The following is a 17,773-nucleotide window of genomic DNA, read 5'->3' on the forward strand; positions in this document are numbered from 1 at the left end:
CTGGCGGCTTTAGCGCGGTGGTCCCACCTGACCCCATGCCGAACTCAGAAGTGAAACGCCGTAGCGCCGATGGTAGTGTGGGGTCTCCCCATGCGAGAGTAGGGAACTGCCAGGCATCATACAGCAAGATGCAGGAACTATATTCTGCAAATTGAACGCCACTCAGATGACATGAATGGCGAAAGTAATACCTGAATCAGAGGTTACTTCTGAGTTCAGTACAGAATCGGTGGAGCGGTAGTTCAGTTGGTTAGAATACCTGCCTGTCACGCAGGGGGTCGCGGGTTCGAGCCCCGTCCGTTCCGCCACCCTTTTAGGGGCGTAGTTCAATTGGTAGAGCACCGGTCTCCAAAACCGGGTGTTGGGGGTTCGAGTCCCTCCGCCCCTGCCAGAAAATTATCCTTTACTTCGGTAAAGGATTTTTTTTGTCATTAATAATCCCTCCTTCTTTCATACAGACTGTCTCCTCAAATCTATAACGCGATGAAAATAAGTCTGGAAAGGTTGTTCCTGATAGCCATAGCCAGAGAATATGCCACTTAAATACAGCGTGTAGCACATGAAAACCACCTGCATACAGGTGGGGTGTACCATTTCTTTTTTAAAGTCTCTGTGTGGTTATGCAGAAAAATGCATGGATTAGTTGCATGACATTTTTCTGGAATAAACAATTACTGAGAATTTACCGGGAATTTAAGTAACTGACGAATGTGGGTTTGCTGATCGCTGTTTTGCAACCAGACGGCATATAGTGGCCGTACGGCTACTGGTGTGTCCGGGATTAAGGTTAAGTCCGGGTAGACTTTGTGCCAGATTTCCGGCAAAAAAGCACAGGAATTTGTGGTGTGTAACAGCTCCCTGGTAAGATGTGCCGATGTAGTGGTCAATACCGGGACATCATCAGCCCCCGCCAGGTAGCTTTCATGCTGATGAAAATCAGCACCCCACTCCAGCTTGATGTAATCATATTTTTCGTCGCATTTATCCGATTTTCCAGAACGAAACAGTGATAATGAGATATGCCCGATTTGTTGGCTGGTCAGTTCGTCCATTTTGGGAGCTTCAGTGGTGATCAGTAAATCCAACTGACGTTCGTGGAGTTGCTTGACCAGTAAATGACGCTGGGCAACCCTGGCCTCAAGATGCAAGCTCTCCCGATTCTCATAGAGCGTTTTTAGCCAGGGGGTGAGATAGGCTTCCCAAAGTGATGCACTGGCCCCAACAGACAGCTCATGATGCTGCTGAGTATGTGATACTTCTTTCTTTGCCATAATCCAGGTACTCATCAGACTTTCAGCGTACGGAAGTAAACGCTCACCAGCTGAAGTAAGTCTGATATTGTTACGATGTCTGGTAAAAAGATTCACTCCCAGTTGGTTTTCAAGCTGCCTGATGCGAAAACTCACGGCGGATTGAGTGAGATAGAGTGCTTCAGCGGCACGTCCAAAGTGGCGGGTTCTGCTCACTTCAAGAAAGGTTTTAAGTAATTCCGTATCCACATTCATCTCCTAAAAAACATTTGTCGTTATGATTTAAATGTTTTGTTTTACACTCTGTCAAGCGTATCTAATACTCCGCGCCATAAATAGCACGGCCATAGAAGAGTTAGGAGCGTGTAAAATGGCGGAAAGCTTCGCAACAACTAATCGTTTTTTTGATAACAAACATTATCCACGCGGATTCTCCCGTCACGGTGATTTCACCATTAAGGAAGCCCAACTTCTTGAGCGCTGTGGATATGCATTTAATGAATTAGACCTGGCGAAGCGTGAGCCAGTGACAGAAGAAGAGCGTCTGTTCATTGAAGTATGTCGCGGTATCCGCGAGGCGGAAACTGAAGCAGAACGAGTGTGGTCGAAATACATGTCGCGTATCAAACGACCCAAGCGCTTTCACACCTTGTCTGGTGGAAAGCCGCAGATGGAAGGCGTGGAAGACTACTCAGACAGCGAAGAGTAAGAACACAGGGGGCCAGTGCCCCTTTTTTTAACGCATTCGTTCAGCACCTCTCTCACCGTCAGTTTACGTGCGCTCCTTTATCGCAAATGAATCAGTTTTTTTGCACGTTATCACGACAAATTTTTTTGCAGATGGATAAGCAACCGGTCGATAGCCCGATAGCTCAGGGCTTCATTCAAATGTTCACGTTGTATTCTCTCTTCCCCAGCCAGATCGGCGATTGTTCGGGCGACTTTCAGGATACGCTGCCATGCACGAACAGATAAGCCTAATCGGGTCAACACCTCTTCCAGCCAGTGTGCATCAGCCTGGTGAATATGGCAGCTGCACTTAATCTCATCAGGCCCAAGTGCGGCGTTAATGATCCCTGCACGGACAAGTTGTCGTTTGCGTGCTGCAAGTACGCGTTGACGGATTGTCTCGCTTGATTCACTTATGGCGTGTGTGGCGTTGCTGAGTGTGCCAGGGGGAAGAAGAGGGACTTCCAGCGATAAATCAAAACGATCCAAAAATGGCCCGGACAGACGGCTGAGATAGCGGAGGATTTGCTGCGGTGTACTGCGATTGTGCGTACCGCTGTGATGTCCGGTTGGACTGGGATTCATTGCTGCAACTAATTGAAAGTGGGCAGGATAGATAACCCTGGCGCGTGCGCGTGAGATGCAAATAATGCCAGCCTCAATAGGCTCCCGCAGTGCATCCAGTGTTTTACGCTCAAATTCCGGTAGCTCATCCAGGAAAAGGATACCATTGTGCGCCAGGGATATTTCTCCGGGCCTGGGAAGGGAGCCACCGCCGACCAGCGCATAGCGGGAAGAGGTATGGTGAGGCGCTCTGAAAGGGCGCTGACGCCACTGACGTTGTATCTCTCCGCTACTGAGCAGACTTGCAATAGCAGCGCTCTCAAGCGCCTCTTGATCGTTTAAAGGGGGCATCAGACCAGGAAGTCGACTGGCCAGCATTGTTTTACCGGTACCGGGTGGCCCTATCAATAATAAGTTATGTCCTCCCGCTGCGGTAATTTCCAGCGCTCTCTTAGCCTGTTGCTGCCCAATAATATCCTGTAAATCTCCCTGTGCGGGGGGCAATTCATGTGACTCATAGTGGGCAATCTGTAATTCTGCCTGACCATTGAGGAAGGCACATATTTCCAACAGCTTATAACTAAGCAAACAATTTCCCTGACGGATCAACCCTGCTTCTTGCCGGTTATCGCCGGACAGAATGAGTTGCCGCCCATCGGCAATAGCAGCCATTGCGGCAGGAATAACGCCCTGAACTCCTCGTACAATGCCTGTCAGAGCAAGCTCTCCGAGGAATTCATAGTGCTCCAGTTTGTCTGCTGAGATTTGCTCTGAGGCTGCCAGAATGGCGATGGCGATGGGCAAATCATAGCGCCCACCTTCTTTGGGGAGGTCGGCGGGGGCCAGGTTGACCGTTATACGTCTTGCCGGGAAAGTGAACCCACAGTTGATCATTGCACTGCGAACACGTTCGCGAGCTTCTTTAACGGTGGCTTCTGGTAAACCAACTAACGTAAGGGCTGGCAGACCATTGCTCAGATGAACTTCAACAGACACCAGAGGTGCTTTTACACCGATGGCCGCACGGGTATAAGTTACGGATAATGCCATACACACTCCTTGTTAGTGGAGAGTGTGCAATGTTTTGGTTAGAGGTTCGATGCCTGATGGCGAATTCACTAACCGGCGCCGCAATTATTTTTCATTATCGACATGTATTGCCATAGATTCTGGAGAATGCTCACAATGCTATAGCCCAGGGCAGAGCAAACGCGGTTATCTGTTGTGCAAAGTGAATAATTTTCAGTATCGCTGTTATTACCTGAATATTCTTTGTTTTTTATAAAAATTCCAGAGGTGGACAAAAAACAAAATGATAAAAAAAGTTGAACATCTGGGGTTAACTGTGATAACTCTGTAGGCATTACTTCGAACAAGCGAAATTACCGAATTTAAATGAAAGCCCTTCTACGAGTTCTAAGCCTGGTCGTCATTAACGTCGTCGTGATTATTATCACGCCGTGCGGGGCTACGCTCGGAGGAAGAAAGGCTTAAAAATCAAGCCTGATTTCGAAAGAACCCCCGCACCGAAAGGTCCGGGGGTTTTTTTTCGGCAAGGTATTAATGACTGAGGAACTAAAAATGAGTGGCAGAGCAAAATGCTGTTGTTCCCAAAACAGGACGGGGAAATAACTATGAATGGTGCACAGTGGGTGGTTCAGGCGTTACGTGGGCAGGGTGTTGAAACTGTTTTCGGTTACCCCGGTGGAGCGATTATGCCCGTTTATGACGCGCTATACGATGGTGGCGTCGAACACTTACTGTGCCGCCATGAGCAAGGTGCCGCTATGGCGGCCATTGGTTATGCACGCTCTACTGGTAGGGTGGGTGTTTGTATCGCGACGTCTGGTCCCGGTGCGACCAACCTGATTACCGGACTGGCAGACGCGATGATGGATTCTGTTCCAGTGGTTGCCATCACCGGGCAGGTGGCAGGTGGTCTGATTGGAACGGATGCTTTCCAGGAAATCGATGTACTGGGGTTGTCTCTGGCATGTACCAAACACAGTTTTCTTGTTGAGTCGCTGGATGAACTTCCGGCAGTGATGGCGGAGGCGTTTGCCATTGCTCAGTCAGGCCGCCCTGGTCCGGTACTTATTGATATTCCTAAAGATATTCAGTTGGCTTCGGGTGAGCTTACTGCACATTTAATGCCGGTTGAAGATGAATTTGAACATCCGCTTCAGGAACTTCAGCAGGCTCGCGAGATGTTGGCCAGGGCCCACAAACCAATTTTGTATGTCGGCGGTGGCGTTGGTATGGCAAATGCCGTTAATACGTTGCGCATCTTCGCAAAAGAAACCGGTATTCCTGCGGTAGCCACACTGAAAGGCCTCGGTACGCCAGATTCACAGGACCCCTGCTATCTGGGAATGCTGGGGATGCACGGTACTAAAGCGGCTAACCTGGCCGTTCAGCAGTGTGATTTATTAATCGCCATAGGCGCTCGTTTTGATGATCGTGTGACGGGTAAACTGAATGAGTTTGCGCCACATGCCAACGTTATTCATATGGATATCGATCCGGCTGAGCTTAACAAGCTGCGTCGGGCGCATGTGACTTTGCGAGGCGATCTCAATAAGTTAATGCCGGAACTGTACCATCCGGTGAATATTGCAGCCTGGCGCGAACATGTTCAGGCCATGAAAGCAGAACATGGTTGGCGTTATGATCATCCGGGTGAGGTAATTTATGCTCCTCTGTTCCTCAAACAGCTTTCAGACCGCAAACCTGCCAGTGCCATTGTGACCACCGACGTCGGACAACATCAAATGTGGGCAGCACAGCATATGTGCTTCACCCGACCAGAAAACTTCATTACCTCAAGCGGGCTGGGCACCATGGGCTTTGGCCTGCCAGCAGCAGTGGGTGCGCAGGTTGCCCGTCCAAAAGACACGGTCATTTGTGTATCGGGCGACGGTTCCTTCATGATGAACGTGCAGGAGCTGGGTACCATCAAACGCAAACAGCTGCCAGTGAAAATCGTGCTGTTAGACAATCAGCGTCTGGGCATGGTGCGTCAGTGGCAGCAGCTGTTTTTTTCTGAACGTTACAGTGAAACCAACCTGTCCGATAATCCTGACTTCCTGACGTTGGCCAGCGCTTTTGATATTCCTGGCCAACGTATCACCCGTAAAGACCAGGTCGACGCTGCATTAGACGCTTTGCTGCACAGCGAAGGGCCATACATGCTACACGTCGCTATTGACGAAAATGAAAATGTCTGGCCGCTGGTTCCACCGGGTGCCAGCAACGAAAACATGATGGAGAGAATTTCATGATGCAGCATCACTTGTCTATTCAGGCTCGTTTCCGCCCGGAAATACTGGAACGTATTTTACGTGTCGTCCGTCACCGGGGGTTTCGTGTGTGTACCATGAATCTGGCATCGGTGAACAATACCGACAGTGTTAATATTGAAATGACGGTTGCCAGCCAGCGTTCAGTCGATTTACTGTCAACACAACTTAGCAAGATAATGGATGTCGCGTACGTCCAAATCCAACACCAGACAACACAACAAATCCGCGCCTGAGCGCGAAAGGAAATTAGCATGACGAAGAAAGCCGACTTTATCTGGTTCAATGGCGAGATGGTTAAGTGGGAAGAAGCAAAGGTAAGCGTGATGTCTCATGCATTGCATTATGGCACATCAGTCTTCGAAGGTATCCGCTGCTATGACTCGCACAAAGGTCCGGTCGTCTTCCGCCATCGTGAACATATGCAGCGCCTGCGTGATTCCGCGAAAATTTATCGCTTTCCTGTCGAAAAGAGCGTGGATGAGCTGATGGAAGCCTGCCGCCAGGTGTTGCGTGTGAATAACCTGAAAAGTGCTTACATTCGTCCGTTAATTTTTGTTGGTGATGTGGGGCTGGGCGTTAATCCACCAGATGGCTACAGCACCGATGTTATTATCGCTGCCTTCCCGTGGGGGGCTTATCTGGGGCCTGAAGCGTTGGAGCAGGGCATTGATGCGATGGTTTCTTCCTGGAACCGCGTTGCGCCAAACACGTTGCCAACCGCGGCCAAAGCAGGCGGCAACTATTTGTCTTCCCTGCTGGTAGGCAGCGAAGCACGCCGCCACGGCTACCAGGAAGGGATCGCGCTGGATACGCAGGGCTATATCTCTGAGGGAGCAGGCGAAAACCTGTTTGAAGTCAAAGACGGTATCCTGTTTACACCGCCGTTCACTTCTTCTGCCCTGCCCGGTATTACCCGTGATGCGATTATCAAACTGGCAGAGAGTATGGGCATTGAAGTGCGCGAGCAGGTGCTGTCCCGCGAATCCCTGTACCTGGCTGATGAGGTCTTTATGTCCGGTACCGCAGCGGAGATCACACCGGTTCGCAGCGTGGATCGTATTCAGGTAGGTGCTGGTAAACGTGGCCCGGTAACCGAGCGTATTCAGTCTGCATTTTTCGGTCTGTTCACCGGTGAGACCGAAGACAAATGGGGCTGGTTGGATCCGGTTAACCCACAATAACGACATTTTGCGGGCGTCCTTTGACGCCCGCGTACTATCTGATTCTGGAGTATGAGCATGCCTAAGTACCGTTCCGCCACCACCACTCACGGCCGCAATATGGCGGGTGCCCGGGCCCTGTGGCGGGCCACAGGAATGACCGATGACGATTTCGGCAAGCCAATTATTGCCGTGGTCAACTCGTTTACACAGTTTGTGCCGGGCCATGTACACCTGCGCGATTTGGGTAAACTGGTCGCGGAGCAGATTGAAGCTTCCGGCGGTGTGGCGAAAGAGTTCAACACCATTGCCGTGGATGATGGCATCGCGATGGGGCATGGTGGCATGCTTTACTCACTGCCTTCGCGTGAGTTGATCGCTGATTCTGTGGAGTACATGGTTAACGCACACTGTGCTGATGCGATGGTCTGTATCTCTAACTGCGACAAAATCACCCCAGGGATGCTAATGGCCTCTTTGCGTCTGAATATTCCGGTGATTTTTGTTTCAGGTGGTCCGATGGAGGCCGGTAAAACCAAACTGTCTGACAAAATCATCAAGCTGGATCTGGTGGATGCGATGATCCAGGGCGCGAACCCGAATGTCAGCGACGCTGACAGTGAGCAGATTGAACGTTCTGCCTGCCCGACCTGCGGGTCATGTTCGGGGATGTTTACCGCCAACTCAATGAACTGTCTGACCGAAGCGCTGGGCCTTTCGCAGCCAGGAAATGGTTCCCTGCTGGCGACCCATGCCGATCGTAAAGCGCTGTTCCTGAATGCCGGAAAACGTATTGTTGGCCTGGCGAAGCGCTATTACGAACAGGATGATGAAAGCGTATTGCCGCGCAATATCGCCAATAAAGCGGCTTTTGAGAATGCGATGACGCTGGATATCGCGATGGGCGGCTCAACCAATACCGTTCTGCACCTGCTGGCAGCCGCACAGGAAGGTGAGGTTGATTTCAATATCTCCGACATTGATCGTCTGTCGCGTAAGGTTCCACATCTTTGCAAAGTGGCACCAAGCACCCAGAAATATCACATGGAGGATGTTCACCGTGCCGGTGGCGTGATTGGCATCCTCGGTGAGCTGAGTCGTGCCGGCTTGATGGATAACAGCGTAAGAAACGTGTTGGGTCTGAGCCTGAAGGAAACGCTGGAGCGTTATGACATCATGCTGACCACGGATGAAGCGGTTAAGAAAATGTTTCGCGCGGGACCCGCAGGTATTCGCACCACCCAGGCTTTCTCGCAGGATACGCGCTGGGACACGCTGGATGATGACCGCAAAGAGGGGTGTATTCGTTCCCGCGAATTCGCTTTCAGTCAGGATGGCGGTCTGGCCGTGCTGTACGGCAACATGGCTGAAGACGGCTGTATCGTGAAGACCGCAGGCGTAGACAAAGAGAGTCTGACCTTCCGTGGGCCGGCGAAAGTATATGAAAGCCAGGACGATGCGGTCAGCGCCATCCTCGGTGGTAAGGTGGTTGCCGGGGATGTGGTAGTGATCCGCTATGAAGGGCCGAAGGGCGGACCGGGTATGCAGGAAATGCTGTACCCGACTACCTACCTGAAATCGATGGGCCTTGGCAAAAGCTGTGCGCTGATCACGGATGGCCGCTTTTCCGGGGGTACCTCCGGTTTATCTATCGGCCATGCTTCACCTGAAGCAGCCAGCGGCGGCACCATCGCGCTGGTGAAAGAGGGTGACATGATCGACATTGATATTCCCGGTCGCGGCATCAAACTGGATGTACCGGATAACGAATTGCATGCCCGTCGTGAAGAGGAAGAAGCCCGTGGTGAGGCAGCCTATACGCCTCATGACCGTGAACGGCAGGTTTCTTTTGCCCTTCGTGCCTATGCCTTACTGGCAACCAGTGCAGACAAAGGTGCCGTGCGTGACAAGAGCCAGCTGGGAGGCTGATAACGATGGCAGAATCTCAACCGCTACCCGTTGAGCCTTGCGGCGCGGAGTATCTGCGGGCGGTACTTCGCTCGCCAGTGTATGAAGTGGCGCAGGTTACCCCGTTGCAAAAGATGGAGAAGATCTCTTCACGTCTCGGCAACACTATTCTGGTTAAGCGCGAAGATCGTCAGCCTGTGCACAGCTTCAAGCTTCGCGGTGCTTACGCAATGATTGCCACGCTGAATGCAGAGCAAAAGGCGCGTGGGGTGATCACTGCCTCTGCGGGTAATCATGCTCAGGGCGTGGCGCTGTCGGCAACAAAAATGGGGATCAAATCCCTGATCGTGATGCCGGTGGCGACCGCTGATATCAAAGTGGATGCGGTGCGGGCGTTTGGCGGTGAGGTTTTCCTGTTCGGGGCTAATTTTGATGAGGCGAAAGGCAAAGCCATTGAGCTGTCTGAACAACAGGGGTATACCTTTGTACCGCCTTTTGATCACCCGATGGTGATTGCCGGCCAGGGCACGCTGGCGATGGAGCTGTTGCAGCAGGACGCGCACATCGACCGCGTGTTCGTCCCGGTGGGCGGCGGCGGCCTGGCGGCAGGCGTGGCGGTGTTGATCAAGCAGCTGATGCCACAAATTAAAGTCATCGCCGTGGAATCGGAAGACTCTGCCTGCCTGAAAGCCGCGCTGGAAGCCGGTCATCCGATTGATTTGGCGCGCGTTGGGCTGTTTGCTGAAGGTGTGGCGGTGAAGCGCATCGGTAGCGAAACCTTTCGCCTGTGCCAGGAATACCTTGATGACATCATCACCGTGGACAGCGATTCTATCTGTGCAGCGATGAAGGATTTGTTTGAGGATGTTCGCGCGGTGGCTGAACCCTCTGGCGCACTGGCTCTGGCCGGGATGAAGAAGTATATCCAGCAACATCAGATCAAGGGCGAACGCCTGGCGCACATATTATCGGGGGCCAATGTTAACTTTCACGGTCTGCGCTATGTCTCGGAGCGTTGTGAACTGGGAGAACAGCGTGAAGCGCTGCTTGCTGTCACCATCCCGGAGCAAAAAGGCAGCTTCCTGAAGTTCTGTCAGTTACTCGGTGGCCGCTTTGTTACCGAATTCAACTATCGCTATGCTAACGCCGATAGCGCCTGTATTTTCGTTGGGGTACGTCTGACGCGCGGACGGGAGGAGCGAGGCGAAATTCTGACGTTGCTGAATGAAGGTGGCTATAAGGTGGTCGACCTGTCTGACGATGAAATGGCGAAGCTGCATGTTCGCTATATGGTCGGCGGACATCCCTCGAAACCGTTGCGTGAGCGCCTGTTCAGCTTTGAATTTCCTGAAGCGCCTGGTGCGCTGTTACGCTTCCTGCAAACGTTGGGAACGCACTGGAATATCTCACTGTTTCACTATCGCAGCCACGGCACGGATTATGGCCGCGTGCTGGCTGGTTTTGAGCTGGGCGAAAATGAGTTGCAGTTTGAAGAGCATCTTCAGGCGCTGGGATATGATTTCCATGATGAGACCCATAACCCGGCGTTCAGGTTCTTCCTGGCGGGGTAGCTACATCAGGCTCCAGAATGCATCAATAAGCGGCTCGTTGAGCCGCTTTTTTTGTACGCAAACCCCAAGTTCAAACGGGGCGACCATCTCAATATTTTCCAGTACCAGAATACGGTTACGCACCGGTTCCGGGCTGTTCTCCAGCACCACATCCGGCAGTAACGCAATACCACAACCCAGCGCCACCATCGACACAATTGCTTCGTGTCCTGAGACGGTGGCATAAATTAATGGATTGGCAATTCGGCGACGGCGAAACCAGAGATCAATACGCTGTCGGGCGGGTCCCTGGTCGGGCAGGATGAAAGGGATTTGCGACCAGTCTGGCTCTGGCTGGGTCGCCTGGTTGCGCACCGGACAGGGCAAAGCGGGTGCAATCAGCAGCAGCGGGATCAGCCCGAGAGGAGTAAATCCAATACTGCCTGGCAGGGTCTCTGGCCTGCCTGCAATAGCGATATCAGCCTCGCTGCTTTGTACCTTCTCAACGGCATCGGCGGCATCGCCGGTCGTCAGTTTGATTTCGACCAGAGGATGCGCGGCACGAAAACGGTCAAGAATCGGCGGCAGATGGCTGTAGGCCGCCGTCACTGAACAGAACAGCCGCAGCTCGCCACTCAGTGATGGCCCATTCTGACCAATAACATGCCGCAGTTGCTGATAATGCAACAGGGTCTGCTGGGCAAACTGACGCAGCCTTTCTCCGGCGTCGGTTAGCGTAACGGTGCGGTTGTCCCGCAGGAACAGTGCCTGTCCCAGATCTTCTTCAAGACGTTGGATTTGCCTGGAGAGGGTGGAAGGACTGACGTGCATTGCTCTGGCGCTGCGGCCAAAATGGCGGCTCTCAGCCAGATGCAGAAACAGTTTTAAATCGCGTAAGTCCATGCGGCGGTGGCCTCATCTTGGCGTTGCATTTTTTGCAATGTGACGTTGTTAATATATCAATTTAAGCAATGGATTTCCTGTCATATGATAAGGGTTATTCAGGGCGAGCTGCCAAATGGTAGCCCCTGCCAATGAAAAATGTATATAACCCTATATGGAGTACCCATGGCTAACTATTTCAATACTTTGAACCTGCGCAATCAGTTAGCGCAATTAGGTAAATGTCGCTTTATGGCGCGTGATGAATTTGCTGATGAAGCGAGCTACCTGAAAGGTAAAAAAGTCGTGATCGTTGGTTGTGGTGCTCAGGGCCTGAACCAGGGTCTGAATATGCGTGATTCCGGTCTGGATATCGCCTATGCCCTGCGTGCTGAAGCGATTGCCGAGAAGCGTGCTTCCTGGCGTAAAGCGACCGAAAACGGTTTCAAAGTAGGGACTTACGAAGAGCTGATCCCGCAGGCTGACCTGGTGATTAACTTAACCCCGGACAAGCAGCACACCGCTGTGGTTCAGGCTGTGCAGCCGCTGATGAAAGACGGTGCGGCACTGGGTTATTCCCACGGCTTCAACATCGTTGAAGTGGGTGAGCAGGTGCGTAAAGATCTTACGGTAGTGATGGTCGCGCCGAAATGCCCTGGTACTGAGGTTCGTGAAGAGTACAAACGTGGTTTCGGTGTGCCAACCCTTATCGCGGTTCACCCGGAAAACGATCCAAAAGGCGAAGGTATGGCCATTGCCAAAGCCTGGGCGGCAGCAACCGGCGGTCATCGTGCGGGCGTGCTGGAATCTTCCTTCGTGGCTGAAGTGAAATCCGATCTGATGGGTGAGCAGACTATTCTGTGCGGTATGTTGCAGGCAGGCTCTCTGCTGTGCTTTGACAAGCTGGTGGCAGAAGGTAGCGATCCGGCTTACGCAGAAAAACTGATCCAGTTCGGTTGGGAAACCATAACCGAAGCGCTGAAGCAGGGCGGCATCACTCTGATGATGGACCGTTTGTCCAATCCGGCAAAAATTCGTGCCTTTGCCCTCTCTGAGCAGCTGAAAACCATTATGGCACCGCTGTTCCAGAAGCATATGGACGATATCATTTCCGGCGAGTTCTCCTCCGGGATGATGGCTGACTGGGCCAATGACGATAAAAAGCTGCTGGGCTGGCGTGAAGAAACGGGTAAAACCGCGTTTGAAACGGCACCACAGTTCGAAGGCAAAATTGCTGAGCAGGATTACTTTGATCAGGGTGTGGTGATGATTGCCATGGTGAAAGCAGGCGTTGAGTTGGCGTTCGAAACCATGGTTGATGCCGGCATCATCGAAGAGTCGGCATACTACGAGTCCCTGCACGAGCTGCCGCTGATTGCTAACACTATCGCCCGTAAGCGCCTGTATGAAATGAACGTGGTTATTTCCGATACTGCAGAATACGGTAACTACCTGTTCTCTTATGCGGCGGTTCCGCTGCTGAAAGAGTTTATGACTACTTTGCAGGTGGGTGACCTGGGCAAAGCGGCGGCAGGTTCGACGACGGTGGACAATGCACAGCTTCGCGACGTTAACGAGGCGATTCGCCACCATCCGATCGAAACCGTGGGCTGCAAACTGCGTGGCTACATGACCGATATGAAACGTATCGCGGTCGCAGGTTAATCTCCGTGCCGGTAACGTCCGGTGCTGAAAACAAAAAGAGCGGCGAGCCGCTCTTTTTTATGTGTAAATAAACACCACCTCCTGTGGAGGTGGTCAGCAACAAATTGGCTCTGCCAGTAATGCTACTCATGGGAAAATCCGAATCTGTTATCCCCATAGCTGATAAGGATTTAACCATGAGTAATGGGCAGGAAGAAGGCCAACCTCGTTAAAAGTAGTCTGAAGCGAAGGCTCTCAGAATCAGAGCTAAGTACGCCCCTCTGGGGCGCAATCATGCAGGTGGATTTTTATTCCCGCCATTCAGGTTCAGTGACGGTACAGCACCTTAATGATGTGATAACCGAACTGAGTGTGCAGGGGGCCATAAGGCACCAGAAGTGGGCAGGAGAACACCACTTTATCGAAAGCCGGGACCATCGCGCCCTGCTTGAATTCGCCCAGGTGACCGCCTTTCTTGCCCGACGGGCAGGTGGAGTGTTTTTTGGCCAGCTTTTCAAAATCAGCTCCCTGTTCCAGTTGAGCCAGAATGTCCTGTGCCTGTTTCTCTTCCTTAACAAGGATATGGAGTGCTGCCGCGGTTTTTGCCATGAATCGTACCTTGAGTCGTATGGATGCTGCTGGCTATACTAGCACGCTGTGATTTTTTTCCCTCTGTCATTTCATTGAGCGACTCCCTATGCGTCTTAATCCTGGCCAACAACACGCCGTTGAATTTGTCACCGGGCCTTGCCTGGTATTGGCAGGGGCTGGCTCAGGCAAAACGCGAGTCATTACCAATAAAATCGCCTATCTGATCCGCGACTGTGGCTATCAGGCCCGTCATATCGCGGCGGTAACCTTTACGAATAAGGCCTCGCGTGAAATGAAAGCGCGCGTGGCGCAAACGCTTGGGCGCAAAGAGGCCCGCGGCCTGATGATCTCCACTTTTCATACGCTGGGGCTGGAGATCATCAAAAAAGAGTTCGCGGCGCTGGGAATGAAGTCGAACTTCTCACTGTTTGACGATCAGGATCAGCTGGCGCTGTTAAAAGCGCTGACGGAAACGTGGCTGGAGAATGACAAAAATCTGTTGCAACAGCTGATCTCGACAATCTCAAACTGGAAAAACGATCTGATGGATCCTTCCCGTGCGGCGGCGGCCGCTCAGTCGGAGCGCGATAAAATCTTCGCCCATTGCTACGGCCTGTATGACCAACATCTGAAGTCATGCAACGTGCTGGATTTCGACGATCTGATCCTGCTGCCAACGCTGCTGTTTCAGCGCAATGAAGAAGTGCGGGAGCGCTGGCAACAGCGTATCCGCTATCTGCTGGTGGATGAGTATCAGGATACCAATACCAGCCAGTATGAGCTGGTGAAACTGTTGGTGGGGGCACGCGCACGATTTACCGTTGTGGGGGATGATGACCAGTCTATCTACTCCTGGCGCGGTGCAAGGCCGCAAAACCTGGTGCTGTTGAAGGAAGATTTCCCGGCGTTGCAGGTTGTCAAATTGGAGCAAAATTACCGCTCCACAGAGCGCATCCTGAAAGCGGCAAATATTCTGATTGCCAATAACCCCCACGTCTTTGAAAAACGGCTGTTCTCGGAGCTGGGCTATGGCGCTGAACTTAAAGTGGTCACGGCCAATCATGAAGATCACGAGGCCGAACGGGTGACGGGGGAACTGATTGCTCATCACTTCATCAATAAAACGCAATACAAAGACTATGCCATTCTTTATCGTGGTAATCATCAGTCGCGCGTTTTCGAAAAAATGCTGATGCAAAATCGTATCCCATACCGGATTTCTGGGGGAACATCGTTTTTCTCCCGGCCCGAAATCAAAGACGTGCTGGCCTACCTGCGGGTGATCACTAATGAGAATGATGACAGTGCGTTTATGCGTATTGTTAACATCCCGAAGCGGGAGATTGGTCCGGCCACGCTGCAAAAACTGGGCGAGTGGGCGCTACAACGAAACAAGAGTCTGTTCAGTGCCAGTTCTGATGTCGGACTGGGGCAAACGCTGACGGGGCGTGGCCTGGAGTCGTTGCAACGTTTCACTGGCTGGCTGCGTGACATTGCGGTGCTGGCAGAGCGTGAGCCGGTCAACGCGGTGCGGGATTTGATTCGGGGCATTGATTATGAGAGCTGGCTGTTCGAAACCTCGACCAGCCCGAAAGCGGCTGAAATGCGCATGAAGAACGTGAACACGCTGTTCCAGTGGATGACGGAGATGCTGGAAGGCAGTGACATTGATGAGCCGATGACGCTGACGCAGGTCGTCACACGCTTCACGCTGCGTGACATGATGGAGCGTGGTGAAAGCGATGAAGAAACGGATCAGGTTCAGCTGATGACACTTCATGCTTCGAAAGGGCTGGAATTCCCCTACGTGTATCTGGTGGGTATGGAAGAAGGTTTACTGCCGCACCAGAGCAGTATCGATGAGAATAACGTTGAGGAAGAACGCCGCCTCGCTTACGTCGGTATTACCCGGGCGCAAAAAGAGCTGACCTTCACGCTGTGCCGGGAGCGCCGCCAGTACGGTGAGTTGGTGCGCCCGGAGCCAAGCCGGTTTTTACTCGAACTGCCGCAGGACGATCTGAAATGGGAAACTGAGCGCAAGGTTGTCAGTGCACAGGAACGAATGCAAACGGGGCAAAGTCGGGTGGCCGGATTACGGGCTATGCTGGACAAGGCAAAGAACAATGCATCCTCATAGCCTGTCTCTCTGACACGTCTGTCTGAGGCGTTATTTTCGTTCTGCACGATGATTTTTCGCACCTTTGACGATCTGATGGATTAAAGCCGATTCTGTTTTTTTACACGTCCTGGCAGCCTGCTTGTCATCTCGCCCACAGACGATGACGTTAACAATTCCCCTGATTTATTATCTCTAAGTGGGAACCTCATCTCATTGGTTACCACCTAAGTAACATTCTTGAGACTGTAATGTGCTTCTGGAGACACCAATACGTGCCCCACCAGCAACCATCGGGACAGATCTCAGCTCTTTGTGAGGAATAATTATGATGATACAAAACAGAGTGACGGATTTGTCCACGATGACGCGTTCCGCCACTACGGCCAGCGCTGCTCAGGATCCCTTGCAAAAATCCCTGTCAGGTTGCAGTGGTGGCGGCTCTTTTTCTCCGACGTCAAACTCGCCCATCTCTTATGGCAAGCCACTGTCAGCAGACTCTTTGCAATCTAATTCAGCCGGGACGAACTCCGGCCAGCCAACATTGCAGTCAGCATTGACGACAATTGCAGCCCTGCTGCGGGAACTGTTGCCGCAGTTGCTTTCCCGTTTGTCGCAGAATAATCAGTCTTCTGATGCGGGTGGTCAGTCGTCATCTGGCTCGTCTTCAGGAGGTTCGCAGGGTGATACCAACAGTCCAATCGATTTTTCCAAATTTGCGTCAACGTCAGGCAGCGCCGCTGGCACTAACAGTGGTACATCGTCAGCGGGCAGTTTGAAAGGCACTTCGCTGGCGGCTGCATCCACGAGTGTGAATTCTGCGGCAAATGATTCGTCCACAGTAAAAATGACCTCGCTGGCAACGGCTCCCGCCAGCGATAATTCCACAGCAAAAGCGACTTCTCCGGCGGCCTCTTCAACTACTCAGTCGGCTGGTGGAAACGCCACGGCAGCCGATACCTCAGCAGTCAGCAGCACTGCCGGGACGACGGTCTCGAAACTGGCGACGTCTCAGTCTGCATCAGATGCTGTTGCCAGCGTATCTTCCTCCAGCTCAACAAGTAAAGTGGCTTCCTCCAGTTCAACAGATAAAGTGGCTTCTTCCAGCGCAACCTCTGCGGTTTCGGCCAGCAAGAGTAGTGGTCTTTCCGGGATGACGGGTTTCGCAAAAGCGGCTAACACCACCGGCGGTGCGGGAGGGAAAGTGGTGACGGTATCCACCGTTGAGGAACTGCAAAAAAGCCTGGAGGGTGATGAGCCGACAACTATTAAGCTTTCTAAAGATCTGTCATCTGCGAACAAAGTCGTACTGAAATTTGGGGCGAATAAAACGCTGGAAGGCACATCGGAAGGGACGGGGCTGCACAATATTTATCTCGCCAGTGACAAAACAGCGGGGAATGATGTTTTCCAGAACCTGAATTTCACCCATGACGATCGTTATCGCGCTAACGGCGATATTCCGCTCTTTATCAGCAATGGGTCGGGTTATTGGATTGACCACAATACGTTCTCCGGGACTAAAGATAAAGATGCTACCGGCGAGGATAAATTATTGTATGTAGGTGGCAAGGCAGACAATGTGACACTGAGCAATTCTGTCTTTAAAGATAATGAGTATGGCGTGATTCTGGGCCAACCCGATGATTCAGCGTCGGCGAAACAAACCTATGGCGGCTATCCGCGCATGACCATCGCGAATAACGTGTTTGATAACCTGGATGTGCGTGCGCCTGGGCTGATGCGTCAGGGACAGTTTGATGTGTACAACAACACCATCAACAATTTCCATCTGGGTTATAGCATTGCGTCCAATGCCACAGTGCTTTCGCAGTCTAACTATTTCCATGGGGGCTACGATGTTAATCACAAGAGTAGTAACGCTGGCGTACTGGATGATAAAGGCGATGCAGCAGGCTTTAAGGATATCGGCAGTAATGTCAGCTTTAAACAGAAATCAGCCACCACTAACTGGGTTCCTACAGAGTATAGCCGCACGGTGAAAACCCCTGAAGCGGCAAATGCCTACAATCTGGCAAATGCCGGTGCCGGGAAAGGTGGTTTCGCATCATAATAA

The 17,773-nt window shown here is 52.0% G+C and carries 14 protein-coding genes, 2 tRNA genes and 1 rRNA gene; 13 read left to right on the forward strand and 4 right to left on the reverse strand.

The annotated features are described in order from the left end of the window. The 3 genes from rrf (at nt 1) to EB241_RS17940 (ending at nt 391) form a co-directional block, all read left to right on the forward strand. A 5S ribosomal RNA gene (rrf, locus tag EB241_RS17930) occupies nt 1-115 on the forward strand. 116 nt (nt 116-231) lie between these two features. Then, a tRNA-Asp gene (locus EB241_RS17935) sits at nt 232-308 on the forward strand. Between the two features lie 7 nt (nt 309-315). Then, nucleotides 316-391: transfer RNA gene (locus tag EB241_RS17940), tRNA-Trp, on the forward strand. A gap of 280 nt (nt 392-671) precedes the next feature. Here the strand turns inward: EB241_RS17940 and hdfR are convergent. Further along, entirely contained in the window at nt 672-1,499 is an 828-nt protein-coding gene (gene hdfR, locus EB241_RS17945) for an HTH-type transcriptional regulator HdfR (RefSeq protein ID WP_124234465.1), read from the reverse strand. Nucleotides 1,500-1,620: 121 nt separating this feature from the next. Here hdfR and EB241_RS17950 point away from each other — a divergent pair, with 121 nt between their 5' ends. Next, complete coding sequence (locus tag EB241_RS17950; protein WP_124234466.1) at nt 1,621-1,959, forward strand: DUF413 domain-containing protein; 339 nt, start codon at nt 1,621-1,623, stop codon at nt 1,957-1,959. A gap of 110 nt (nt 1,960-2,069) precedes the next feature. Here the strand turns inward: EB241_RS17950 and EB241_RS17955 are convergent, their stop codons facing one another. Beyond that, entirely contained in the window at nt 2,070-3,593 is a 1,524-nt protein-coding gene (locus EB241_RS17955) for a YifB family Mg chelatase-like AAA ATPase (RefSeq protein ID WP_124234467.1), read from the reverse strand. Nucleotides 3,594-3,938: 345 nt separating this feature from the next. Between EB241_RS17955 and ilvL the strand changes: the two genes are divergently transcribed. The 6 genes from ilvL (at nt 3,939) to ilvA (ending at nt 10,484) form a co-directional block, all read left to right on the forward strand. Then, nucleotides 3,939-4,037 carry an ilv operon leader peptide gene (gene ilvL, locus EB241_RS17960; protein ID WP_124234468.1) on the forward strand — a complete coding sequence of 33 codons (99 nt, stop codon included), beginning with the start codon at nt 3,939-3,941 and terminating at the stop codon, nt 4,035-4,037. 140 nt (nt 4,038-4,177) lie between these two features. Further along, nucleotides 4,178-5,824 (forward strand): acetolactate synthase 2 catalytic subunit, encoded by a 1,647-nt coding sequence (ilvG, locus tag EB241_RS17965; protein WP_124234469.1) that lies wholly within the window; start codon nt 4,178-4,180, stop codon nt 5,822-5,824. Then, nucleotides 5,821-6,078 (forward strand): acetolactate synthase 2 small subunit, encoded by a 258-nt coding sequence (gene ilvM / locus EB241_RS17970; protein WP_124234470.1) that lies wholly within the window; start codon nt 5,821-5,823, stop codon nt 6,076-6,078. Before ilvG ends, ilvM begins: the two co-directional genes overlap by 4 nt. 18 nt (nt 6,079-6,096) lie before the next feature. After that, nucleotides 6,097-7,026, forward strand: a complete 930-nt coding sequence (locus EB241_RS17975; protein ID WP_124234471.1) for a branched-chain amino acid transaminase — start codon at nt 6,097-6,099, stop codon at nt 7,024-7,026. Between the two features lie 57 nt (nt 7,027-7,083). After that, nucleotides 7,084-8,934, forward strand: a complete 1,851-nt coding sequence (ilvD, locus tag EB241_RS17980) for a dihydroxy-acid dehydratase (protein ID WP_124234472.1) — start codon at nt 7,084-7,086, stop codon at nt 8,932-8,934. A gap of 5 nt (nt 8,935-8,939) precedes the next feature. Further along, nucleotides 8,940-10,484: a threonine ammonia-lyase, biosynthetic gene (ilvA, locus tag EB241_RS17985; RefSeq protein ID WP_124234473.1), complete on the forward strand. Its 1,545-nt coding sequence runs from the start codon at nt 8,940-8,942 to the stop codon at nt 10,482-10,484. On the opposite strand, the gene ilvY is transcribed toward ilvA, so the two are convergent. Next, nucleotides 10,485-11,366 carry an HTH-type transcriptional activator IlvY gene (gene ilvY, locus EB241_RS17990; protein ID WP_124234474.1) on the reverse strand — a complete coding sequence of 294 codons (882 nt, stop codon included), beginning with the start codon at nt 11,364-11,366 and terminating at the stop codon, nt 10,485-10,487. It lies immediately after the preceding gene. A 165-nt stretch (nt 11,367-11,531) separates the two neighbouring features. Here ilvY and ilvC point away from each other — a divergent pair, with 165 nt between their 5' ends. Next, on the forward strand, nt 11,532-13,010 hold the full coding sequence (gene ilvC / locus EB241_RS17995; RefSeq protein WP_124234475.1) for a ketol-acid reductoisomerase: 1,479 nt from the start codon (nt 11,532-11,534) through the stop codon (nt 13,008-13,010). Between the two features lie 306 nt (nt 13,011-13,316). Here ilvC and ppiC read toward each other — a convergent pair whose 3' ends face one another. Next, the gene (gene ppiC / locus EB241_RS18005) at nt 13,317-13,598 is read right to left on the reverse strand and encodes a peptidylprolyl isomerase PpiC (protein WP_124234477.1); all 282 of its coding nucleotides are present in this window, start codon (nt 13,596-13,598) and stop codon (nt 13,317-13,319) included. A gap of 88 nt (nt 13,599-13,686) precedes the next feature. Between ppiC and rep the strand changes: the two genes are divergently transcribed. Then, the gene (rep, locus tag EB241_RS18010; RefSeq protein WP_124234478.1) at nt 13,687-15,717 is read left to right on the forward strand and encodes a DNA helicase Rep; all 2,031 of its coding nucleotides are present in this window, start codon (nt 13,687-13,689) and stop codon (nt 15,715-15,717) included. A 307-nt stretch (nt 15,718-16,024) separates the two neighbouring features. Continuing rightward, a complete protein-coding gene (locus tag EB241_RS18015) occupies nt 16,025-17,770 on the forward strand; it encodes a pectate lyase family protein (protein ID WP_199737389.1) in 1,746 nt (581 codons plus the stop codon). The last annotated feature ends 3 nt before the right edge of the window (nt 17,771-17,773 follow it).

Source organism: Erwinia psidii (genome assembly GCF_003846135.1).
GTDB classification, from domain to species: domain Bacteria; phylum Pseudomonadota; class Gammaproteobacteria; order Enterobacterales; family Enterobacteriaceae; genus Erwinia; species Erwinia psidii.